Source organism: Nocardia sp. NPDC051833, from assembly GCF_040681225.1.
Taxonomy (GTDB): Bacteria; Actinomycetota; Actinomycetes; order Mycobacteriales; family Mycobacteriaceae; genus Nocardia.
In genome coordinates, this window is sequence record NZ_JBFAYK010000001.1 from 3,172,255 (window position 1) to 3,193,270 (window position 21,016).

Genomic DNA, 21,016 nt, shown 5'->3' on the forward strand with positions numbered 1-21,016 from the left:
TCGACCATGAACAACATCCTGCAGCCCTTCTCGGGCGAACTCGATGTGCGCGTCACCGATACCTCGCTGCGTGACGGCTCGCACCACAAGCGCCACCAGTTCACCGTCACCGAGGTCCGCGACATCGTCGGCGCGCTCGACGCGTCCGGTGTGCCGGTCATCGAGGTCACCCACGGTGACGGCCTGGCCGGGTCCTCGTTCAACTACGGGTTCTCCAAAACCCCGGAGCAGGAACTGATCAAGGCCGCCGCGGAGACCGCCAAGCAGGCCAAGATCGCGTTCCTCATGCTGCCCGGTGTCGGCATCAAGGAAGACATCAAGATCTCCCAGGACAACGGCGCCTCGATCTGCCGGATCGCCACCCACTGCACCGAGGCCGACGTCTCCATCCAGCACTTCGGCTACGCCCGTGATCTCGGCCTGGAAACCGTCGGGTTCCTGATGATGGCCCACTCCACCACGCCGGAGAACCTGGCCAAGCAGGCCCGGATCATGGCCGACGCGGGCTGCCAGTGCGTCTACGTCGTCGACTCCGCCGGCGCCCTCGTCCTGGAACAGGTCTCCGACCGCGTCTCGGCCCTGGTCGCCGAACTCGGTGACGACGCCCAGGTCGGCTTCCACGGCCACGAGAACCTCGGCCTCGCCGTCGCCAACTCCGTCTACGCCGTGCGCGCCGGCGCCACCCAGATCGACGGCTCCGCCCGCCGCTTCGGCGCAGGCGCGGGCAACCTGCCCGTCGAAGCCTTCATCGGCGTCTGCGACAAACTCGGCATCAAGACCGGCGTCGACTTCTTCGCCGTCACCGACGCCGCCGAAGACGTCGTCCGCCCCGCCATGCCGTCGGAATGCCTCCTCGACCGCCAAGCCCTGATGATGGGCTACGCAGGCGTCTACTCCAGCTTCCTGCGCCACGCCGAACGCCAAGCCGAACGCTACGGCGTCTCCGCCGCCGAAATGCTCGTCCGCGCAGGCAAGCGCAAGCTCGTCGGCGGCCAGGAAGACCAGCTCATCGACATCGCCCTGGAACTCCAGCGCGAAGCCTCGGCCACCGCTTCGGCCTGACCGCCCACCCCGAAACGGCGTGACCCGAACCCTCGGGCCACGCCGTTCGGCGTTTCGGGACAACTTGATCGATTCCGCCCGAACAGCCGGGATGCACCGCGTCGGTTATTCCATTTCTGCATGATCGCGCAGAATCGTCTTGCTGACGGTCTTCGTCAAGACGCGGATGGTTGAGCGGCGTGAGATAGCTCGGGCGCGCGGCGTGATGCGGCGTTGCGACGCCGAGCGGCATGTTCTGGAGGAGGGCGACGATGACGGAGCGTAGTGAGTGGGCTGACCTGCGGGATCAGCGGATGCGGGAGCCTGGGGCGGCGGAGGCGTACGACGCTGCGCGACTGGCTTTCGAACTGGGTCGGACCATTCGGGGTATGAGAGAGAGCCGCGGCTGGAGCCAGTCCGCGCTGGCGGACGCTGCGGGGATGACCCAGTCCGCTGTCGCTCGCTTCGAAGCCGGCGGCACCGTACCAAGCTTGCCGGTGCTCGAGCGTCTGGCCCGCGCCCTCGACGCCGACCTGGTCGTGCAGGTGCGTCCCCGCGTCGCCTGACTCCGACCGCGATCGACTGCTCGGTCGGCGCTGGATGCTGCGCGTGATCGGGGAGTCTTCAGCGTGAAGCTTCCGTCGCGGCAAGGTAGTCGTCGCCGCCGACATAGAACGTCTCCCCGTCGGTGGCGGCGCTCGTGCTCGCCCGGACGATGACGCGCGCGAAATCTTCGATAGTGGGCAGCGGGCCTGCCGCACGGCGTGATTCGACACTGCTCGGGTCACGCCGTTCCAGCAGGCGGACGATGATGGTGCCGTCGATCATGTCGCCGGATACCACCGTGAAACCGACTCCATGTGCCCGGAACTCGGGAATCAGGGCGCGCAGCGCGTCCTCGCCTGCTCGCTTGCTGGTGGCGATCGGGATGTAACCCTGTGGTACATCGGTCTTTTCGTGGATGAAGTGCGCTTGATGGCTGGTAACGAAGACGATCCGGCCGCCCGCCGGCAGCAACGGCAGCAACGATGTCGCAAGATTCACCTGGGCATCTCGGTTGAGCCGAAGCGCGTATCCGGGATCGGCATCGCGTTCCAGTCCGCCGGAAGCGTTGAGTACCAAGGTGTCCAGGCGACCGAATGCCTGCCGGATCTCGGCGGCCATCTCCGTGACCTGCTCCGGATCGGACACGTCCGCGCCGAGTGTCGACGCGCTGCCACCAGCGCCGATGATTCGGTCCACCACGACCTGTGCTCGCTTGCGCTTCTCTCGGAAGTTCACGATCACGTGCGCCCCTGCTGCCCCGAACTGCACGGCCGCCTCTGCCCCGATCCCACGAGAGGCGCCGGTCACCAGCACCACCCGCTGCGCCGTCGAATCCATGATCATTCTCCTTCCGCCGTCCCCGAGCGGTCCAGATGCTTCTGATTCAGAAGCAACTATCGTGCTTCTGAATGAGAAGTGCAACAGGGGACAGCGTCCCCGCCGAACCCTCCGAGAAGATCCTGGCCGCGATCGACCTGCTCGGTCAGCGCTGGATGCTGCGCGTGATCTGGGAACTCGAACCCGGCCCCCTCGGTTTCCTCGACCTGCGCCGCCGGATGGGAAATTGCTCGTCGAGCATGCTCTCCGACCGCCTGCAACAACTCCAATCCGCCGGCCTCACCCGCAAACACGGCCCGCGAGGGGCCTACGAACTGACCACCGAAGGCTCGCTCCTGGCCGAATCCCTTCAACCTCTCTGGGACTGGTCCGAACAATGGACCCCCAGCGGCGACGGCAACGGACGGATCCCCTGGCGCCCCGCCCGCTAGCCGCGGCCGCCTGGACGGTTGGTCACAGCGCTGCGCTGCAAGCGGCCGGTCGGGCGCTGCTCACGGAACACCTCGGTTCGCGAAAAGTGCTGGACAGGGGGGATATAAGTGGTTCATGAGTGATGACTTGGGGACGTTGTTCTGTGGAGGCGCGATGGCGGCTCGGGTCGAGCGGCTGGAGGCGGATGCCATTGTGGGGGCTACGCGGGTGGCGGCGGGGCGGGGGTCGGGTGGGTTCGTGCGGGAGTTCGCTGGTGGGGCGGCGTGTTTCGCGGAGGTGGGGTCGCCGTTGAACAAGGTGGTGGGGGTCGGGTTCGGTGGGGTGCCTTCGGTGGGGGAGTGGGCGGAGATCGAGGCCGCGTATGCGGCGGTGGGGGTGCCGGTGCAGGTGGAGCTGGCGCAGTTGGGGGATCCGCGGATCGGGGCCGAGTTGACCGGGCGGGGGTATCGGTTGGTGTCGTTCGAGAATGTGCTGGGGACGGAGCTGGGCGGGCGACGGTGGGTGGGGTCCGCCGACGTCGAGGTGCGGCGGGACGAGGGGGATGGGCTCGAGCAGTGGCTCGATGTCGTCGTCGACGGGTTCGCGCATCCGGATGACGAGGGTGTCCCGTCGCACGAGGAGTTTCCGCGGGAAGCGCTCGCCGCCGTGATGCGGGATATGGCCGCCACCGGTGACACCCGTCGGTATCTCGCCTATCGGGACGGGGTGCCTGCCGGTGGGGCGAGCATGCGGACCGACGGTGGCGTCGCCGCGCTCGCGGGTGCGGCGACGCTGCCAGCGCATCGCAGGCACGGAGTACAGACCGCGCTCCTGTCGACGCGCCTGACGGAGGCGGCCGCGGCAGGGTGCGACCTCGCGGTGATCACGACCCAGCCCGGCTCCAAATCGCAACAGAATGCGCAGGGCAGAGGGTTTTCGCTGCTCTACACCCGCGCGGTATTGGTCAAAGAGGTCTGACGGGTCCGGGCGCATGGCCAGCCCCCACGATGCGAACACTCCGGCGGCGGGCCCGTGCACCGCTCACTCGGTGTGGCCGACAGCCCAGCCCGCGTACCGGCGGCGCTTCGACGCTGGTAGCGGCACCACAATCGCGTTGCGCTACAGGGCGTTGACGACCTGGGCGACTCGTGTCGCGCGTTCGGCGGGAGTGGTCGCCTTGAGGATCGGCAGGAACAGCCGGTACTGATCGGAGCGGCCGAGTGCGGCGTAGGCGGCTTGTGCCTCGGGTGCGTCGGCGAGTGCGGCGACGAGGTCGGCGGGTGTCTCGGCGGTGCGCTGGCGTTCGTACGCGCCCGCCCAGCGTCCGTCGGCGACGGCTTCTTCGATGGCCGCGAATCCGGCGGGGCGCATCCGGCCGGCCGCGATGAGCGCCTCGGCCTTGGCCACATTGACCTGCGACCATGGGCTGCGCGCCCGGCGCGGGGAGTACCGCTGCAGGTAGTGATGGGCGTCGAGGCCGCGGCGATGGCTGTCGATCCAGCCGTAGCAGAGCGCGCCGTCGAGGGTTTCGGTGATCGTCACCGACGGTTCGGGGGCGCCCTTCTTGGCGATCCGCACCCAGACCTCACCGGCGGTGTCGTGATGGGCGGCCAGCCACGAATCCCAGTCGCTCGCTTCGGCGCAGGTGATGTAGTCGATGGTCATGGAAACCATGATCCGCCCCAAAGTGCTCACCGAATGAGCACTTAAAAGCGAAAGAAACGGGTGCGGCCGCGCATTGTGTGGGCGGCCGCACCCGCGGGACTCACAGCCAGGTGTCGAGGCTGGTGGTCGTGAGGAAATGGTCCAGGTCCGCGCGCCAGGGCGCGGGGGTGGTCTTGTCGGGTTCGATGCCGGTGTACTGGCCTCGGTAGAACAGCAGCGGACGACCGTTGGTGGTCTCCGATTCCGACAGGGCGTGCACCCGGCCGATGACGATGTAGTGGTCACCGCCGTCGACGACGGAGTCGACGGTGCACTCGATGGTGGCCAGCGACTCGTCGAGCACCGGCACCCCCAATTCGGAGGTGTGCCAGGCGACTCCGGCGAACTTGTCGGTCTCCCGCGAGCCGAAGCGCGCGCAGGTCGGCTGCTGCGCCTCGGCGAGCACGTTCACGCAGAACTTGCCCGCCGCCTCGATCGCCGCCCAGGAGCGCGACCCCTTGGTGGGGCAGAACAGCACCAGGGGCGGGTCGAGGGAGAGGGCGGCGAAGGACTGGCAGGCGAAGCCGATCGGCTCGCCCGCCGGATCGAGCGCGGTGATCACGGTGATGCCGGTGCAGAACTGCCCCAGCACATTACGGAATTGCCGGCCGTCGATCGCCGGTGTCAGTTCGGTCATGTCCCTCGCCGCCATTCCTATTGCTGCTTGAATCCGACGGTGAAGTCGTGACCCCACAGGCTGACCGCGGTCGACTCGCGCGCGATCCAGTCGTCGTCGTCGACTTCGAGTCCCTCACAGCCGAATTCGATGTCGAATCCGCCGGGAGTCTTCATGTAGAAGGACAGCATCTTGTCGTTGATGTGCCGGCCGAGGGTGGCCGACATCTTCACCTTCTTGCGGTACGCGCGGTCCAGGCAGAGGCCGACGTCGTCGGAGTTCTCCACCTCGACCATCAGGTGCACGATGCCGGTCGGGTTCGGCAGCGGCAGGAACGCCAGCGCGTGATGGCGCGGGTTGCAGCCGTAGAAGCGCAGCCAGGCCGGGTCGCCGTCGGCGGGACGGCCGACCATCTGCGGTGGCAGCCGCATGGAGTCACGCAGCCGGAAGCCGAGGACGTCCTGGTAGAACGCCTGCGCGGCGGCATCGTCGGTGCAGGTCAGCACCACGTGGCCCAGACCCTGCTCGGCGGTGACGAACTTGTGGCCGTAGGGGCTGACGAAGCGGCGGCCCAGGTACTGCGCGCCGTAGAACGCCTCGAGGGTGTTCCCGGACGGATCCTGGAACCGGATCATGCCCTCGACGCGCCGCTCGCCCAGCTCTTCCTTGGTGCCCTCGGTGAAGGCGACCCCGGCCTTGTCCAGGGTCTCCCGCAGCCGCTGCAGGCCGGGACCGTCGGTGACCTCCCAGCCCGAGACCAGCAGCCGGTCCTGCTCACCCGGGACGATCACCAGGCGGGCGGCGAAATCGTCCATGCGCAGGTAGAGCGCGTCGGGGTTCAGCCCGGTGCCCTCCATCATGCCGAGGACCTTCAGGCCGTACTCGCGCCAGGCCGCCATGTCGGTGGCCTCGATGCGCATGTAGCCCAGTGCGCGGATACTCATTGCTTCTCCTCGAGGAAATCGACCGTGAGCCGGTTGAATTCGTCGAACTTCTCCAGCTGCGCCCAGTGGCCGCAGCCACCGAAGACGTGCAGCTGCACGCGCGGGATGACCTTGGTGGCCACCAGCGCGCCGTCGAGCGGGTTCACCCGGTCCTCGCGACCCCAGATGAGCAGCACGGGCTGACGCAGCTTGTACGCGTCACGCCAGAGCATGCCCTTCTCGAAGTCGGCGCCGGCGAAGGACTTGCCCATCGCGCGGACCGCGGCCAGCGATTCGGGCGTGCTCGCCAGGGCGAACCGCTCGTCGATCAGTTCCTCGGTGATCAGCGACTGGTCGAAGACCATGATCCGCAGGAACTTCTCCAGGTTCTCCCTGGTCGGCGCGTAGCTGAAGGCCGAGAGCAGCTTGACGCCCTCGGTCGGGTCGGGCGCGAACAGGTTGGTGCTCAGTCCGCCGGGGCCCATCAGCACGAGCTTGCCCGCGCGCTTGGGGTTGTCCAGGGCGAAGCGCACCGAGGTGCCGCCGCCGAGCGAATTGCCCAGCAGGTGCACGCGATCGGTGATCTGCAGGTGATCCAGCAGCGCGAGCAGCGCGGTGGACGCGTGCACGAAGTACTGCGGGTGGTCGACCGGCTTGTCGGACTTGCCGAAACCGGGCTGGTCGAGCGCGATCACGTGGAAGTTCTCGGCCAGCACCGGGATGTTGCGGGCGAAGTTCGACCACGCCGAGGCGCCGGGCCCGCCGCCGTGCAGCAGCACGATCGTGGGGCCGTTGCCGACGCCCGCCTCGTGGTAGTGCAGCTTCAGTTCGGGGGTGACCTGCGCGTAGCGCGAGGTCGATTCGTAGGTGAGTTCAGCGGTCTGGGTCATCGGCTACACCATGGCGTCGGTGACGGGCAGGCCGAACTCGTGCGTGCCGTACATGACGTAGGCGCGCTCGGGATCGTTGGCCGCGTGCACCCGGCCCGCGTGCGCGTCGCGCCAGAAGCGCTGCAGCGGCGTGCCGTTGGCCAGGGCGGTGGCGCCCGAGGACTCGAAGAGCTTGTCGATCGAGGCGATCACCCGGCCGGTCGCGCGGACCTGGTCGCGGCGAGCCCGCACGCGCAGGTCGAACGGCACATCCTGGCCTGCCTGCAGCAGCGCGTACTCCTCGGCGACATTGCCCGAGAGCTGACGCCACGCGGCGTCGATGTCGCTGGCCGCCTCGGCGACGCGCACCTTGGCGAACGGATCGTCCTTGGCGTTCTCGCCGGCGAAGGCCGCGCGCACGCGCTTGCCCTGGTGCTCGACGTGCGCCTCGTAGGCGCCGTAGCCCATGCCGACGATCGGCGTGGAGATGGTGGTGGGGTGGATGGTGCCCCACGGCATCTTGAAGACGGCGTCGGTGTTCTGCTCGAGGCCGGGCGCGCGGCCCTCGCTCATCGCGCGGAAGCTCAGGAAGCGGTGCGCCGGGACGAAGACGTCCTCGACGACCACGGTGTTGGAGCCGGTGCCGCGCAGGCCGACGACGTTCCAGACGTCGTCGATGCGGTAGTCCGAGCGCGGGATCAGGAAGGAGCCGAAGTCGACCGGCTTGCCGTTCTTGATCACCGGTCCGCCGAGGACGGCCCAGGTGGCGTGATCGGAACCCGAGGACCAGGCCCACGAGCCGCGCACGATGTAGCCGCCGTCGACCGCCTGGCCCGCGCCCATCGGGGCGTAGGAGGAGGAGATCCGCACGTCGGTGTCCTCGCCCCAGACGTCTTCCTGGGCCTGCTGGTCGAACAGCGCGAGGTGCCAGTTGTGCACGCCGATGATGCCGGCCACCCAGCCGGTGGAGCCGCACGCGCTGGCGATCTTGCGGACCGTGTCGTAGAAGACGACCGGATCGGCGGCGTGGCCGCCCCACTGCTTGGGCTGGAGCAGCCGGAAGAACCCGGTCTCCTGCAGCGCCTTCATGGATTCGTCGGGAATGCGGCGCAGGTCTTCGGCCTCCTGCGCACGTTCACGCAGTGTCGGCAGCAGTGCCTCGACCCGTTCGGTCACTTCTTGCGTCATTTCGGAGCCCGCTCCTGCCTTGTCGGATCGACAACCGGTTCTTGTTCGACTCTGAGATTAGAACAGGTTCTCATTTCTGTCGAGAAGATCGCCCTACCTCGGATATAACAGGGGCTCGGAGCGAAGTTCGCTGGATAGCTGGCGTGAAGCGCCCTCGTTTTGTAACGTGTTCTAGTGAAGAAGGAGGGTTCGGGATGGCAGTCAACCCCAAGGTGAGGGAACTCGATGTCGGTACAACGCCGACCAGGTTTGCGCGCGGCTGGCACTGTGTCGGCCTCACGAAGACCTTCCGCGACGGCAAGCCGCACGCGATCGAGATCTTCGGGACCAAGCTCGTGGTGTGGACCGACACCAACGACGAGATTCGCGTGCTCGACGCCTACTGCAGGCATATGGGCGGCGACCTGAGCATGGGCACGGTCAAGGGCGACGACATCGCCTGCCCGTTCCACGACTGGCGCTGGGGCGCCAGCGGCAAGTGCACGTCGATCCCCTACGCGCGCCGCGTTCCGCCGCTGGCGCGCACCCGGAAGTGGACGACGCTCGAGCGCAACGGCCAGCTGTTCATCTGGCACGACCACGAGGGCAACGAGCCGCCCGCCGAGGTCACGATCCCGCACATCGAGGGTCCCTACACGGACTCCGAGGGCAACCCGCGCGAGGATCATGACAGCGGCTGGACGCCGTGGACGTGGAACACGATGCGCATCGAGGGCTCCAACTGCCGCGAGATCATCGACAACGTCGTTGACATGGCGCACTTCTTCTACATCCACTATGCCTTCCCGACGTACTTCAAGAACGTCTTCGAGGGGCATGTGGCGACGCAGTTCCTGGAGACCAAGGGTCGGCCGGACATCGGCATGGCGGCCAAGTACGGCGGTGAGACGCTGCTCAAGTCGGAGGCGTCCTACTTCGGCCCGTCCTACATGATCAATCCGCTGGTCAACATCTACGGCGGGTACGAGATCAAGGTCGTGCTGATCAACTGCCACTACCCGGTCAGCCAGGACGAGTTCGTGCTGCAGTACGGCCTGGCCGTGGAGAAGCCCAAGGGCATCGACGACGCGACCGCCGAGAAGCTGGCGGCCTCGATGACCGAGTTCTTCGGCGACGGCTTCCTCCAGGACGTCGAGATCTGGAAGCACAAGTCCAAGGTCGAGAACCCGCTGCTGTGCGAGGAGGACGGCCCGGTCTACCAGCTGCGCCGCTGGTACGAGCAGTTCTACGTCGATGCCGCCGATGTCACCGAGAAGATGACCCAGCGCTTCGAGTTCGAGGTCGACACCACCAAGGCCAACCAGGCCTGGGAGGCCGAGGTGGCGGAGAACCTGCGCCGCAAGGCCGAGGCAGAAGCCGAAGCGGGCGTGTAACCATGTCACCGACCTGGGCCAAAGCCCCCGATTTCGCCGATCAGCCCGTGCGGCAGGCCGCGGTGCGGGCCCAGACCACGGTCGACAAACAGCACTACCTGGACGACGGCCTGACACCGGTGCGGTGTCAGGCCTGTTCCGCCGAGGTGCTGGTGCGCAAGTCCAGCGCGCACCAGACCTCGGTGCAGTGGACCGAACGACCGGACACGCACTGCCCGGTCTTCGCCCAGCTCAGCGCGCACGGTGCCCGGCCGGGCAGGCCGGAATCGTGCCCGTCGCTGGAGAAGTCCATCAAGTGGGCGGTCGACGAGGGCGTGCTCGAGATCCCCGAATGATCAGCTGAACGGGGTGTGCGGCCGGTCCTGCCGGACGCCGTCGAGGTAGATGTCGACCTTCTCGTTGTAGAAGCACGCCAGGCCGGCGATCTTCTGGCTCTCCGGCAGCGGCGTGCGATAGATCCACACGATGTCGCGGTGTTCGGTGCCGTCGATCTCGACGTTCCAGTAGTCGGCGGTGCCCTTGTACGGGCAGCTGGTGTGGGTGTCGGAGGCGGTCAGCAGATCCATCCGGACATCCGGCAGCGGCAGGTAATACCGTGCGGGCAGGCCGGTTTCGAACAGGATGCGCGGTGAGGTGGAGTCGGCGACGGTGACGCCGTCGATTTCGACCCGGACGTTCCGTGAGCTGCCGAGGATGTCGACCCGGGAGTACGGGTCGCGCGGGTGTACGAAGATCGGCTCGTCCTCTTCGAACCAGTCGAAGGTGGCGAAATCCAGGCGTACGGCATCTTTCAGGTCGGGGAACGGTGAGTCGAGATACCGGATCGCCGAACCGTCGGCTCGTAAGCCGTCGATGACCAGGTCGTACCCCGTCGCCGTTCCGCGGCCTGTGTGCTGCTCGCTGATTCCGCTCGGTTCCAGGTCAGCGCTGATATCGACGAGTGGCACATAGTAGGTGGGGTAGTAGGGGATCTCCCAGACGAGCAGTGGCCGCAGCGTATCGGCGACCATTCGTCCGTGCAGGTAGGCCCGCACACGCTTCGGTGAACCCGCGAACTTGGGCCGCCAACGTTTGGCATCAGTCACCTATCCGACGGTACGCGCGTGTCTGGCAGTGCCGCACGCTCGCGGATATAGCACCGCAGTCGATCGCCGGGCTACGTCGAACGCCCCCGCGGCTGTTCGCAACGGGGGCGTTCATCGACCGGGGCGGCTGGTCAGTCGCCGACGGTGATGGCCTGTGCTTCCTCGACGCTGTGCGGCGCCGGGTCGTGCTCGTCGAGGTGGGCCAGCGCCGTGCGGCCGACGTACAGCGCGCCGACGGCGGCGGCGGTGAAGGCGGCGCCGAGCCAGAACGGCAGCGAGACGCTGTGCTCGCCGAGCTTGCCCGCCACCCACGGCGCCGCGGCGCCACCGGCGAACCGGACGAAGCTGTAGGCCGCCGACGCGGTGGAGCGCTCGACCGGCGCGGAGATCATCACGGCCTCGGTGATCAGCGTGTTGTTCACGCCGAGGAACAGGCCGGCGATGACGACGCCGACGACCAGCACGACCTTGTGCTCGGTGAACATGCCCATCACGGCCAGATCGACGGCGAACAGGCCGAGCGACAGGGCCATCATCGGCAGGGTGCCGAAGCGCGCCTGCAGTCGCGGCGCCAGGAACACCGAGGCCAGCGCGAGCAGGATGCCCCAGCCGCAGAAGATGAAGCCGATCGCGTAGGTGCCCATGTCCAGGGGGAACGGGGTGTAGGCGAGCAGGGTGAAGAAGCCGAAGTTGTAGAGCAGCGCGGTGATGCTCACGGTCAGCAGACCCCGGTGCCGCAGCGCCTTGAACGGCGCGGTGATCGAGGTCGGCTTCGCGGGCTTGGGCATCTCGGGCAGCAGCACGACGATCGCGATGAACGCGACGGCCATCAGCACCGACACCCCGAAGAACGGTCCGCGCCAGCTGATCCCGCCGAGCAGGCCGCCCAGCAGCGGGCCGGTGGCGATGCCGATCCCCAGCGCGGCCTCGTAGAGGATGATCGCCTTGGCGACACCGCCGGTGGCCGCGCCGACGATGGTGGCCAGCGCCGTCGCGATGAACAGCGCGTTGCCCAGGCCCCAGCCCGCGCGGAAGCCGATGATCTCGCCGATCGTGCTCGACATGCCCGCCAGCGCGGCGAACACCACGATGATCGCCAGGCCGGACAGCAGCGTCTTCTTGGCGCCGAAGCGGCTGGAGATGACCCCGGTGATCAGCATGGCGACGCCGGTGACGGCCATATAGCTGGTGAACAGCAGCGAGACCTGCGACGGGCTCGCGTGCAGTTGTTCGCCGATCGGCTTGAGGATGGGGTCGACCAGGCCGATGCCCATGAACGCGATCACGCTCGCGAAGGCGACGGCCCAGACGGCCTTGGGCTGTCCGGACGGGGTGGTGGTGGCTGCGGCGGCGGTGTCGTCGGCGCGAGTCAACTGGGGAATGCTCACTGGCGCTCCTGGTTGCATCACTGATGACCGCGGGCAACCGCACGCAGGGCTGTCAGCAGGTCGTTCATGTCGGTGTCGAGCCGGATCAGGCGATCGAGATCGAAGTCGGCGAGTCCGGGAGCCACGGCGGCCGCGAAGGCGCGCCTGGCCTCGACGAGGCGGTTCCGGCCCGCCGGGGTCAGTTCGATGAGAACCGCCCTGGAGTCCTGCGGGTCCCTGCTGCGGGAGGCGAAGCCGTCGGCGACGAGCCGACCGATCAGCGCCGTTGCCGCCGGTTGGGAACATCGATCGATCCGGGCGAAATCACTGACCCGCAGACCGCCGTGCTCGTCGAGCACGGCGAGGGCACGCAGGACCGCGCGGGGCAGATCGTCGTCGCTGATCGCCCCGGCGAGCCTGGTGAGCCGACCGGCAGTGACCAACAGGTCGACCACGATGTCGTCCGGGGATGGCTGCTCTGTCTGCTGCACGAACAATATTATTGCATAAGCTAACTATCTAATTCCAGCGGTCGCTCCGGTGACCTCTCGCACAGCCGCCGAAAGCCCCGGCCGCGGGGTCGCGACCAGGGCTTTCGAAGGGATGCGGTCAGGCGGCCGCGACCGGGCGACGGCCGGTGCCGAAGAGCTCGGAGGTGGCGTGCGCCCGCTTGAAATACAGGTGGGCGTCGTGCTCCCAGGTGATGGCGATACCGCCGTGCAGCTGGATCGTCTCGGCGGCCACGTGCGAGAAGGTCTCGGTGCAGTGCTTGCGCGCGACGTAGACGTCCTCGGCGGCCGAGGCGCTGTTCTCCGCCACGGCCTGGGCGGCGGCCAGCGCCGTCGACTCGGCCGACTCCACCAGCACGTACATATCGGCCATCCGGTGCTTGAGGGCCTGGAAGCTGCCGATCGGCCTGCCGAACTGCACGCGCGAGGCGGTGTACTCCACCGTCATCTCCAGGCAGCGCCTGGCCGCGCCGACCTGCTCGGCGGCCAGCGCCGCCCAGGCGATCTCGCGCAGCCGGGTGCGCAGGGCGGCCGGGTCGGCCGTGCCGATCCGCGTCGCCGGGGTGTCGGTGAAGGCGACGACGGCCAGCTCGCGGGTCGGATCGAGGGCGGGCGTCGGGGCGACGACCACGCCCGCCGCGTCGGCCGTCGTCTCGTACAGGCCGTCGCCGGTGAGTACCAGCAGCAGGTCGGCCTGGGCGCCGTGCAGCACGTAATGCGCCGCGCCGTTGAGCTTTCCATCGCTCGCGGTGACGCCGGAGGCGTCCCAGCCCGCCGCGTCGGCCCAGCACAGCGCGGCCGTGCGCGAGCCATCGGCGAGGTCGGGCAGCAGCCGGGCGCAGGCCTGCTCGTCGCCCGAGAGCAGGATTGCCTGCACGCCGAGCACGGCGGAACCGAGCATCGGGACACCGGCCAGCGTGCGGGCCAATTCGCCGACCACCATCAGTGATTCGACCAGGCCCGCGCCCGCGCCGCCCCACTCCTCCGGCACCGCGAGCGCGGCGACCCCGACCTGCTCGCACAGCATGGTCCACAGCTTCGGGTCGTACCCGAGGTCGGTGTCCATGGCGGCGCGCACCGCGGCCGGCGTGGCGTGCTTGGCCAGCAGGGCGCGGACGGAAGTGCGGAATTCGAGCAGTTCATTCGATGACATGAGATTCCTTCGATCAGCCCGCGGCGGGCGCGGCGCGCAGGGCGTCGGCGATACGGCCGCGGTGGAAATCGGCGGTGCCCCAGGCGGTGCGCAGGGCCGCCACCTTGGTGATCCACAGCGACAGGTCGCATTCGGCGGTGTAGCCGATGGCGCCGTGCACCTGCAGACCGGCCCTGGAGGCGCGGTGGGCGGCGTCGCCGCAGGCCACGATGGCCGCCGACACGTCGCGCGCGCGATCGTCGGAGTCCAGCGTGAGGGCGGCGCGGTAGAGCAGCGGCTCGGCCAGATCCAGCGCGATCAGCACGTCCGCGAGCTGCTGCTTCACGGCCTGGAACTCGCCGATGGCGCGGCCGAACTGCTTGCGCTGCTTGGCGTAGGTGGTGGTCTGGTCGAGCAGCGCGCGGCCCGCGCCGAGCAGCAGCGCGGCACAGGCGAGCACGCCGAGATCGAAGGCGTAGTCGATGGCGTCCTGCGCGTCCTCGGCCACGGCCTCGTCGGCCTCGACCTGGAACAGCTTGCGCGCCGGATCGATCGAGGCGAGCGGTCCGGCCGCGGTGCGCCGCCCGACCGCCAGCGTGCCACCGTCGGCGACCAGCACCAGGTCGGCGGCATCGGCGTCGAGGGCGATACCGCGCTGCGTGGCACCGAAACTGACGGTGCCCAGCAGCGCGCCGCCCGCGAGCGCGGGCAGCCAGCGCCGCGCGGGCTCGGTGTTCGGAAGCCGCTGCAACAGTGCCGGAATCACCGCGGCCGATTCGATCACCGGGCCCGGCGCGGCGGCCCGGCCCAGCTCGACGAGCGCGACGACGAGGTCGACCGGGGTGGCTTCGGCGCCGTCGTACTGCTCGTCGACGATCAGGCCGAAGGCGCCCATCTCGGCCACCTGGCGCAGCAGCGCGGTGCCCTTGGCGGTGTCGCCCGCGGCCCAGGCGCGGGTCGCGGCGGGCGCCTGCGCGGCGTCGAGGACCTTGCGCAGTTCGGCGGCGAAGTCCTGCTGTTCGGTGGCGAGTGCGAACTTCATCGCGGAACTCCTGTGGTCGAACGGGTGGCCGGCCGACACGCTGTGGCCGAGCGGCTGTGGGCAGAAGCCGAGGCGGCGAGGGTCATCGCTTGCTCTCCCGCGGCAGGCCGAGGATGCGCTCGGCGATGATGTTGCGCTGGATCTCGTTGGTGCCCGCGTAGATCGGGCCCGACAGCGAGAACAGGTAGCCGTCGGTCCACTTGCTGGTCAGTTCGGCGGCGGGGCCGAGCAGGTCGAGTCCCGTCTGGTGCATGGCGATGTCGAGCTCGGACCAGAACACCTTGGTGATCGAGGACTCCGCGCCGAGCTGGCCGCCGTCGGTCAGCCGGGTGACGGTGCCGAAGGTGTGCAGCCGGTAGGCCTCGGCGCCGAGCCAGGCGTCCACCACGGCATTGCGCGCGGCGGTGTCGGTGGGCTCGGACGTCTCGGTCCACAGGTCGATCAGCCGCTGCGCGGTCGCGCTGAAGCGGCCGGGGCTGCGCAGCGACAGGCCGCGCTCGTTGCTCGAGGTCGCCATGGCGACCCGCCAGCCCTCGTTCGGCGCGCCGATGACATCGCGGTCGGGGACGAAGACGTCGTCGAGGAAGATCTCGGCGAAGCCGGGCTCGCCGTCGAGCTGCGGGATCGGCCGCACGCTGACGCCGTCGGCGGACAGCGGGAACATCACGTAGGTCAGGCCGTGATGGCGCTGCGCGTCCGGGTCGCTGCGGAACAGGCCGAAGGCCCAGTCGGCGTAGGTGGCGCGCGAGCTCCAGGTCTTCTGGCCGTTGAGGATCCAGCCGCCCTCGGTGCGGCGCGCGGTCGAGCGCAGGCTCGCCAGGTCGCTGCCCGATTCGGGCTCGGACCAGGCCTGCGCCCAGATGTCGTCACCGCGCGCCATCCGCGGCAGGATCCGGGCCAGCTGCTCCTCGGTGCCGTGCTCGAACAGGGTCGGCGCGAGCAGGAAGATGCCGTTCTGGGCGACGCGCCCCGGCGCACCCGCCGCGTAGTACTCCTGCTCGAACAGCACCCACTCGAGGATGGAGGCGTCGCGGCCGCCGTACTCGGTGGGCCACGACACCGCCGACAGGCGGGCCTCGGCCAGCTTCGCCTCCCAGGCACGGTGGGCTTCGAAACCCTCGGCGGTGTCCATGGACGGCAGCGGTTCGCTGGGGACATTGGCGGCGAGGAACTCGCGCACCTCCAGCTGGAACTCCCGGACTGCCGGGTCGATCTCGAGGTCCACTTACTTCGTCCCGTTCTGTTCGGTCGCGGCGCCCTTCATCGAGCGGGCGGTCATCCCGCCGAGCGAATCGGCGCCGACTTCGGCGTTGTGCGCGTGCGCGAAATGGTGCAGCCCGAAGACCGAGTCCATGCCGGAGCGCATGCCCATCAGGTCTTCGGCCTGGTTGACGGCCTTCTTGGTGAGCGCGAGCCCGAATTGCGGCATGGCGGAGATCTTCTCGGCCAGCGCCAGCACCTCGGACTCCAGGTCCTCGCGCGGCACGACCCGGTTGACCATGCCCCACTCCTTGGCCTGGGCGGCGTCGAACCGGTCACCGGTGAAGAGGAACTCCTTGGCCGCGCGCGGCCCCATCACCCACGGATGCGCGAAGTACTCGACGCCCGGGATACCCATCCGGACAACGGGGTCGGAGAAGAACGCGTCGTCGGAGCAGACGATCATGTCGCACACCCAGGCCAGCATCAGCCCGCCGGCGATGCAGGCGCCCTGCACCATCGCGACCATCGGCTTGGGGATCTCCCGCCAGCGGCGGCACATGCCCAGGTACACCTCGGACTCGCGCGCGAAGCGCTGATCGCCGCCCGCGCGGTCGAGGTGGTCCCACCACAGCGCGGCCTTGTTCTCGTAGTGCGCGTCGTGGTCGCGGCCCGGGGTGCCGATGTCGTGGCCCGCGCTGAAGTGCTTTCCGTTGCCCGCCAGCACGATCACCTTGACCTCGGGGTCCTCGACGGCCCGCACGAAGGCGGCGTCGAGGGCGTAGGTCATCTTCGAGTTCTGCGCGTTGCGGAACTCGGGCCGGTTCATGGTGACGACGGCGACCGACCCGCGCACCGCATAGGTGACGACCTCGGTCTCGGTTTCGGAACTCACGACTTCTCCTCACGAAGCTCACGCTTGAGCACTTTGCCCGCCGCGCTGTAGGGCAGCTGGTCGCGGAACTCCACGAGCCGGGGCACTTTGAAATTGGCCAATGTGGACGCGGCGAAGGCGATCACCTCGTCCGCGGTCAGCGTCGAGCCGGCCTTGCGGACGACGACGGCCTTGCCGACCTCGCCCATCCGCTCGTCCGGGATGCCGATGACCGCCGACTCGGCGACGCCGTCGAGCCTGGCCAGGGTCTGCTCGATCTCGGCGGGGTACACGTTGAATCCGCCGGTGATGTACATGTCCTTGAGCCGGTCGGTGATCTTCAGGTAGCCGCGCTCGTCGACGACGCCGATGTCGCCGGTGTGCAGCCAGCCGTCGGCGTCGATGGCCTCGGCGGTGGCCTCGGGATCGTCGAGGTAGCCGAGCATCACGTTGGGGCCGCGCAGCAGCACCTCACCGGCCTCGGACAGGCGCAGTTCGAAGTCGGCGATCGGGCCGCCGCAGGTGTTGGCGATGGTGGCCGCGTCGTCCTCGGGGCGGCACATGGTGCCGAATCCGGCCGACTCGGACAGGCCGTAGGCGGTGATGACCACCTCGAAGTCGAGGTCGTCGCGCATCCGCTCGATCAGCACCACCGGCACCGTCGCCGCGCCGGTCACCGCCACGCGCAGCGAGGACAGGTCGCGCGCGTCGCGCTGGGGATGCTCGAGGATGGTCTGGTAGATCGTCGGCGGGCCGGTCAGCACGGTGATCCGCTCGGATTCGATCAGCGCGAGCGCGGCGGGCACGTCGAAGGTGGCCTGCGGCACGATCGTGGCCCCGGTGACCAGGCAGGCGAGGATGCCCGCCTTGTAGCCGAAGTTGTGGAAGAACGGCGGGATCATCAGGTAGCGATCGCCCGCGCGCAGGGTGGAGCACTCGACCCAGCCGCGGACCACGCCCAGCGCCTGCCGGTGCGCGACGAGCGTGCCCTTGCTGCGGCCGGTGGTGCCGGAGGTGAACAGGATGTCGGAGATGTCGTCGGGGGAGACGGCGTTCGCCCGCTCCTCGCCCGCCTCGGCGGTGACGGTCGCCGCCAGCTCGAGCAGCGCCGACCAGCTCAGCGACCCGTCGTCGACGGCGGATTCGCCCTCGACCGGGATCACCACGACGGTGCCGATCTTCAGCTCCGGCGCGGTCTCGCGCAGTTCGGCGGCGCGATCGCGGCCGAGGAACGACCCGGCGACGAACAGCGCCTTCGCGTCCACCCGGACCAGCACGTCGGCCGCCTCGGCGGCGACATAGCGGGTGTTGAGCGGCACCAGCGCGGCGCCGACCGAGTGCGCGGCCAGCGCGGCCACCACCCAGTGATGGGTATTGGGCGCCCACATCGCGACCCGGTCGCCGCGGTCGATCCCGCGGGCGATCAGGGCGCGCGCCGCGATCCGTACCTGATCGAGCAGGTCGGACCAGGTCAGGCGGGTCGCGCCGTCGATCAGGGCCGGCTCGTGCGGATGCGCCGCGGCGACGTCTCGCAGAGCCTGCGGGGTGGTCTGTGCAGGGGTTGTCACGGGGTCCTCACCAATCGGCTAACAAAGCAAGTGCTTGGTAGGTTATCCTACCGACGTGGGCGTGATCCAGACCTCAGATTCCGATACCGCGACCTCCGACGCGGAGTTTTGCGCGGAAATACGCGACTGGCTGGCCGAAAACCTGGCCGGAGAGTTCCGTGACCTGCGCGGCACCGGCGGGCCGGGGCGCGAGCACGAGTTCTTCGAAGAGCGGCTGGCCTGGGACCGGCACCTCGCCGCGGCGGGGTGGACCTGCCTCGGCTGGCCGGTCGAGTGGGGCGGCCGCGGTGCCAGCGTGCGCCAGCAGGTCATCTTCCACGAGGAGTACGCGAAGGCCGACGCGCCCGCGCGCGTCTCGCACGTGGGTGAGGAACTGCTCGGCCCGACGCTGCTGGCCTTCGGCACCGAAGAACAGAAGAAGCGATTCCTGCCGGGCGTGCGCTCGGTCGGCGAGCTGTGGTGCCAGGGCTACTCCGAGCCGGGCGCCGGCTCCGATCTGGCCGCGGTGAGCACCACCGCGCGCCTGGACGGCGACCGCTGGGTGATCAACGGCCAGAAGATCTGGACCTCACTCGCGCACGTCGCCGACTGGTGCTTCGTCATCGCGCGCACCGAGAAGGGGTCGAGCAGGCACAAGGGCCTGTCCTACCTGCTGGTGCCGATGAACCAGCCGGGCATCGAAGTCCGCCCGATCGAACAGCTCACCGGCACCTCCGAATTCAACGAGGTGTTCTTCGACGACGCCGTCACCGAGGCCGGTCTGGTGGTCGGCGAGCCGGGCGACGGCTGGCGCATCGCCATGGGCACGCTGACCTTCGAGCGCGGCATCTCCACGCTCGGCCAGCAGATCCGCTTCGCCCGTGAGCTCGCCGACATCGAGGCGCTGGCCCGGCGGACCGGCGCCGCGGACGACCCGCTGATCGCCGAGCGCATCGACAACGCCTGGGTCGGCCTGCGGGTCCTGCGCGCGCACGCGCTGCGCACCATGAGCGAGGACGTCGACGACGCCGGTGGCGCGTCGGTCTCGAAGCTGTTGTGGGGCAACTGGCATCGCGGGCTCGGCGAGCTCGCCATGGCGGTGCAGGGCGCCGCCGGGCTGGTCCTCGGTCCCGACGACATGACCGCATGGCAGCGGCTGTACCTGTTCAGCCGCGCCGACACGATCTATGGAGGTTCGAACGAAGTGCAGCGCAACATCATCGCCGAGCGTGTGCTCGGCCTGCCGCGGGAGGCCCGCCCGTGACCGGTCCGCTCTCCGTCCCGCCCCCGTCCATCCCCGGCCACGGCCTGCTGACCGGCCGCAAGGCCGTCATCACCGCCGCGGCGGGCACCGGCATCGGCTCGGCCACCGCGCGCAGGCTCTTGGAAGAGGGCGCTGACGTCGTCGTCTCCGACTGGCACGAGCGCAGGCTCACCGAGACCGCCGAGCTGCTCGCCAAGGAGTTCCCCGAGCGCAAGGTCGGCGCGGTGGTCTGTGACGTCCGCGATACCGCGCAGGTGAACCAGCTGCTCACCGACGCCGCCGCCGAACTCGGCCGGATCGACGTCATGGTCAACAATGCCGGCCTCGGCGGCGAGACCCCGGTCGTCGACATGACCGACGAGCAGTGGGACCAGGTGCTCGACATCACCCTGACCGGCACCTTCCGCTGCACCCGTGCCGCGCTCGGGTACTTCCGGTCGGCGGGCCACGGCGGCGTGATCGTCAACAACGCCAGCGTGCTCGGCTGGCGCGCGCAGCACGGCCAGGCGCACTACGCTGCCGCCAAGGCCGGCGTGATGGCGCTGACCAGGTGCAGTGCGGTCGAGGCCGCCGAGTTCGGGGTGCGGATCAACGCCGTCGCGCCGAGCATCGCGCGGCATCCGTTCCTGGACAAGGTCAGCTCGAGCGAGCTGCTCGACGCCCTGAGCGAGCGGGAGGCCTTCGGTCGCGCCGCCGAGCCGTGGGAGGTCGCCGCGACGATCGCCATGCTGGCCAGCGACTACACCTCGTACCTGACCGGCGAGGTCGTCTCGGTGAGCAGTCAGCGCGCATGACGAGCGGGCGCCCGAGTGCGGAGTTTCCAGAAACCAAGCAAGTGCTTGGTTGTAGGATGACGTCGTGACCGCATCCGACACCGTGAAACGTTCTCGCCGCGCCGAACTCCTCGACCTCGCCGCGAACCTGTTCGCCGAGCGCGGGTTGCGCGCCACCACGGTGCGCGACATCGCCGACTCGGCGGGCATCCTGTCCGGCAGTCTCTACCACCATTTCGACTCCAAGGAGTCGATGGTCGACGAGATCCTGCGCGGCTTCCTCGACGACCTGTTCGGCCGCTACCGCGAGATCGCGGCCGCCGGGTTGAGCTCGCGAGCGACCTTGGAAGCCTTGGTGATCGCCTCCTACGAGGCCTTCGACCGGCACCACGCCGCGGTCGCCATCTACCAGGCCGAGGCCAAGAACCTGCGCGACGTCGAGCGGTTCGGCTACATCCGCGACTTCAACACCGAGTTCCGCGAGCTGTGGCACAAGGTGCTGGCCGCCGGTGTGTCCGACGGCAGCTTCCGCCCCGAACTCGACGTCGAACTGGCGTTCCGCTTCCTGCGCGACACCGTGTGGGTCGCGGTCCGCTGGTACACCCCCGGTGGCCCGATCACCGTGCAAAGCCTTGCTCAGCAATATCTCACCATCGTGCTCGACGGGCTGACCGTGCCCGGGAGCACCGCGAAATAGGAGTTCCATCATGACCGC

At 68.9% G+C, this 21,016-nt stretch carries 23 protein-coding genes; 9 read left to right on the forward strand and 14 right to left on the reverse strand.

Going from position 1 to position 21,016, the window contains the following annotated elements; genetic code table 11:
- Positions 1–6: 6 nt before the first annotated feature.
- Positions 7–1,062, forward strand: a complete 1,056-nt coding sequence (dmpG, locus tag AB0L91_RS14420; protein ID WP_365010057.1) for a 4-hydroxy-2-oxovalerate aldolase — start codon at positions 7–9, stop codon at positions 1,060–1,062.
- Positions 1,063–1,355: 293 nt separating this feature from the next.
- Complete coding sequence (locus AB0L91_RS14425) at positions 1,356–1,607, forward strand: helix-turn-helix transcriptional regulator (protein WP_365011303.1); 252 nt, start codon at positions 1,356–1,358, stop codon at positions 1,605–1,607.
- A gap of 58 nt (positions 1,608–1,665) precedes the next feature.
- Here AB0L91_RS14425 and AB0L91_RS14430 read toward each other — a convergent pair whose 3' ends face one another.
- Entirely contained in the window at positions 1,666–2,424 is a 759-nt protein-coding gene (locus AB0L91_RS14430; RefSeq protein WP_365010058.1) for an SDR family oxidoreductase, read from the reverse strand.
- 71 nt (positions 2,425–2,495) lie between these two features.
- Here AB0L91_RS14430 and AB0L91_RS14435 point away from each other — a divergent pair, with 71 nt between their 5' ends.
- Together AB0L91_RS14435 and AB0L91_RS14440 are read left to right on the forward strand one after the other, a co-directional pair.
- Positions 2,496–2,855, forward strand: coding sequence for a helix-turn-helix domain-containing protein (locus tag AB0L91_RS14435; RefSeq protein WP_365010060.1), 360 nt, complete (start codon positions 2,496–2,498; stop codon positions 2,853–2,855).
- 298 nt (positions 2,856–3,153) lie between these two features.
- Positions 3,154–3,813, forward strand: coding sequence for a GNAT family N-acetyltransferase (locus tag AB0L91_RS14440; protein ID WP_365011305.1), 660 nt, complete (start codon positions 3,154–3,156; stop codon positions 3,811–3,813).
- 141 nt (positions 3,814–3,954) lie between these two features.
- Here the strand turns inward: AB0L91_RS14440 and AB0L91_RS14445 are convergent, their stop codons facing one another.
- From AB0L91_RS14445 to hsaA, 5 genes are all read right to left on the reverse strand, one after another.
- A complete protein-coding gene (locus AB0L91_RS14445; protein WP_365010063.1) occupies positions 3,955–4,500 on the reverse strand; it encodes a YdeI/OmpD-associated family protein in 546 nt (181 codons plus the stop codon).
- A gap of 100 nt (positions 4,501–4,600) precedes the next feature.
- Positions 4,601–5,176 (reverse strand): 3-hydroxy-9,10-secoandrosta-1,3,5(10)-triene-9,17-dione monooxygenase reductase subunit, encoded by a 576-nt coding sequence (gene hsaB, locus AB0L91_RS14450; protein ID WP_365010066.1) that lies wholly within the window; start codon positions 5,174–5,176, stop codon positions 4,601–4,603.
- Positions 5,177–5,193: 17 nt separating this feature from the next.
- Positions 5,194–6,099: an iron-dependent extradiol dioxygenase HsaC gene (gene hsaC, locus AB0L91_RS14455; protein ID WP_355270786.1), complete on the reverse strand. Its 906-nt coding sequence runs from the start codon at positions 6,097–6,099 to the stop codon at positions 5,194–5,196.
- Complete coding sequence (hsaD, locus tag AB0L91_RS14460; RefSeq protein ID WP_355270788.1) at positions 6,096–6,968, reverse strand: 4,5:9,10-diseco-3-hydroxy-5,9,17-trioxoandrosta-1(10),2-diene-4-oate hydrolase; 873 nt, start codon at positions 6,966–6,968, stop codon at positions 6,096–6,098. Before hsaD ends, hsaC begins: the two co-directional genes overlap by 4 nt.
- A gap of 3 nt (positions 6,969–6,971) precedes the next feature.
- Entirely contained in the window at positions 6,972–8,135 is a 1,164-nt protein-coding gene (gene hsaA / locus AB0L91_RS14465) for a 3-hydroxy-9,10-secoandrosta-1,3,5(10)-triene-9,17-dione monooxygenase oxygenase subunit (RefSeq protein WP_365010070.1), read from the reverse strand.
- A 194-nt stretch (positions 8,136–8,329) separates the two neighbouring features.
- Here hsaA and AB0L91_RS14470 point away from each other — a divergent pair, with 194 nt between their 5' ends.
- Positions 8,330–9,508, forward strand: coding sequence for a Rieske 2Fe-2S domain-containing protein (locus AB0L91_RS14470; RefSeq protein ID WP_365010073.1), 1,179 nt, complete (start codon positions 8,330–8,332; stop codon positions 9,506–9,508).
- A 2-nt stretch (positions 9,509–9,510) separates the two neighbouring features.
- Positions 9,511–9,843 (forward strand): hypothetical protein, encoded by a 333-nt coding sequence (locus AB0L91_RS14475; RefSeq protein WP_357346246.1) that lies wholly within the window; start codon positions 9,511–9,513, stop codon positions 9,841–9,843.
- Here AB0L91_RS14475 and AB0L91_RS14480 read toward each other — a convergent pair whose 3' ends face one another.
- The 8 genes from AB0L91_RS14480 to AB0L91_RS14515 all read right to left on the reverse strand — a co-directional run bounded on the left by AB0L91_RS14480 (position 9,844) and on the right by AB0L91_RS14515 (position 18,285).
- On the reverse strand, positions 9,844–10,593 hold the full coding sequence (locus AB0L91_RS14480; protein ID WP_365010075.1) for a DUF427 domain-containing protein: 750 nt from the start codon (positions 10,591–10,593) through the stop codon (positions 9,844–9,846). It abuts the gene before it with no gap.
- 131 nt (positions 10,594–10,724) lie between these two features.
- Positions 10,725–11,975 carry an MFS transporter gene (locus tag AB0L91_RS14485; protein ID WP_365011307.1) on the reverse strand — a complete coding sequence of 417 codons (1,251 nt, stop codon included), beginning with the start codon at positions 11,973–11,975 and terminating at the stop codon, positions 10,725–10,727.
- Positions 11,976–11,998: 23 nt separating this feature from the next.
- Positions 11,999–12,451 carry a MarR family transcriptional regulator gene (locus tag AB0L91_RS14490; RefSeq protein ID WP_355270798.1) on the reverse strand — a complete coding sequence of 151 codons (453 nt, stop codon included), beginning with the start codon at positions 12,449–12,451 and terminating at the stop codon, positions 11,999–12,001.
- Between the two features lie 118 nt (positions 12,452–12,569).
- Complete coding sequence (locus AB0L91_RS14495) at positions 12,570–13,622, reverse strand: acyl-CoA dehydrogenase family protein (RefSeq protein ID WP_365010078.1); 1,053 nt, start codon at positions 13,620–13,622, stop codon at positions 12,570–12,572.
- Between the two features lie 13 nt (positions 13,623–13,635).
- Positions 13,636–14,643, reverse strand: a complete 1,008-nt coding sequence (locus tag AB0L91_RS14500) for an acyl-CoA dehydrogenase (RefSeq protein WP_365010081.1) — start codon at positions 14,641–14,643, stop codon at positions 13,636–13,638.
- A gap of 82 nt (positions 14,644–14,725) precedes the next feature.
- Complete coding sequence (locus AB0L91_RS14505) at positions 14,726–15,868, reverse strand: acyl-CoA dehydrogenase family protein (RefSeq protein WP_365010082.1); 1,143 nt, start codon at positions 15,866–15,868, stop codon at positions 14,726–14,728.
- Positions 15,869–16,738 carry an enoyl-CoA hydratase gene (locus AB0L91_RS14510; RefSeq protein WP_357346251.1) on the reverse strand — a complete coding sequence of 290 codons (870 nt, stop codon included), beginning with the start codon at positions 16,736–16,738 and terminating at the stop codon, positions 15,869–15,871. It lies immediately after the preceding gene.
- Complete coding sequence (locus AB0L91_RS14515; RefSeq protein WP_355270806.1) at positions 16,735–18,285, reverse strand: FadD3 family acyl-CoA ligase; 1,551 nt, start codon at positions 18,283–18,285, stop codon at positions 16,735–16,737. Before AB0L91_RS14515 ends, AB0L91_RS14510 begins: the two co-directional genes overlap by 4 nt.
- A gap of 55 nt (positions 18,286–18,340) precedes the next feature.
- Between AB0L91_RS14515 and AB0L91_RS14520 the strand changes: the two genes are divergently transcribed.
- The 3 genes from AB0L91_RS14520 to AB0L91_RS14530 all read left to right on the forward strand — a co-directional run bounded on the left by AB0L91_RS14520 (position 18,341) and on the right by AB0L91_RS14530 (position 20,998).
- Positions 18,341–19,528, forward strand: a complete 1,188-nt coding sequence (locus AB0L91_RS14520) for an acyl-CoA dehydrogenase family protein (RefSeq protein WP_355270808.1) — start codon at positions 18,341–18,343, stop codon at positions 19,526–19,528.
- Positions 19,525–20,322 (forward strand): SDR family oxidoreductase, encoded by a 798-nt coding sequence (locus AB0L91_RS14525; protein WP_365010086.1) that lies wholly within the window; start codon positions 19,525–19,527, stop codon positions 20,320–20,322. Before AB0L91_RS14520 ends, AB0L91_RS14525 begins: the two co-directional genes overlap by 4 nt.
- 64 nt (positions 20,323–20,386) lie before the next feature.
- Positions 20,387–20,998 (forward strand): TetR/AcrR family transcriptional regulator, encoded by a 612-nt coding sequence (locus AB0L91_RS14530; RefSeq protein ID WP_355270812.1) that lies wholly within the window; start codon positions 20,387–20,389, stop codon positions 20,996–20,998.
- Positions 20,999–21,016: the final 18 nt, after the last annotated feature.

Bases quoted from the DNA above. Each gene is read 5' to 3' on its own strand.
- dmpG (WP_365010057.1), top strand. From the start codon at position 7: ATGAACAACATCCTGCAGCCCTTCTCGGGCGAACTCGATGTGCGCGTC.
- AB0L91_RS14425 (WP_365011303.1), top strand. From the start codon at position 1,356: ATGCGGGAGCCTGGGGCGGCGGAGGCGTACGACGCTGCGCGACTGGCT.
- AB0L91_RS14430 (WP_365010058.1), bottom strand. From the start codon at position 2,424: ATGGATTCGACGGCGCAGCGGGTGGTGCTGGTGACCGGCGCCTCTCGT.
- AB0L91_RS14435 (WP_365010060.1), top strand. From the start codon at position 2,496: ATGAGAAGTGCAACAGGGGACAGCGTCCCCGCCGAACCCTCCGAGAAG.
- AB0L91_RS14445 (WP_365010063.1), bottom strand. From the start codon at position 4,500: ATGACCATCGACTACATCACCTGCGCCGAAGCGAGCGACTGGGATTCG.
- hsaB (WP_365010066.1), bottom strand. From the start codon at position 5,176: ATGACCGAACTGACACCGGCGATCGACGGCCGGCAATTCCGTAATGTG.
- hsaC (WP_355270786.1), bottom strand. From the start codon at position 6,099: ATGAGTATCCGCGCACTGGGCTACATGCGCATCGAGGCCACCGACATG.
- hsaD (WP_355270788.1), bottom strand. From the start codon at position 6,968: ATGACCCAGACCGCTGAACTCACCTACGAATCGACCTCGCGCTACGCG.
- hsaA (WP_365010070.1), bottom strand. From the start codon at position 8,135: ATGACGCAAGAAGTGACCGAACGGGTCGAGGCACTGCTGCCGACACTG.
- AB0L91_RS14470 (WP_365010073.1), top strand. From the start codon at position 8,330: ATGGCAGTCAACCCCAAGGTGAGGGAACTCGATGTCGGTACAACGCCG.
- AB0L91_RS14475 (WP_357346246.1), top strand. From the start codon at position 9,511: ATGTCACCGACCTGGGCCAAAGCCCCCGATTTCGCCGATCAGCCCGTG.
- AB0L91_RS14495 (WP_365010078.1), bottom strand. From the start codon at position 13,622: ATGTCATCGAATGAACTGCTCGAATTCCGCACTTCCGTCCGCGCCCTG.
- AB0L91_RS14500 (WP_365010081.1), bottom strand. From the start codon at position 14,643: ATGAAGTTCGCACTCGCCACCGAACAGCAGGACTTCGCCGCCGAACTG.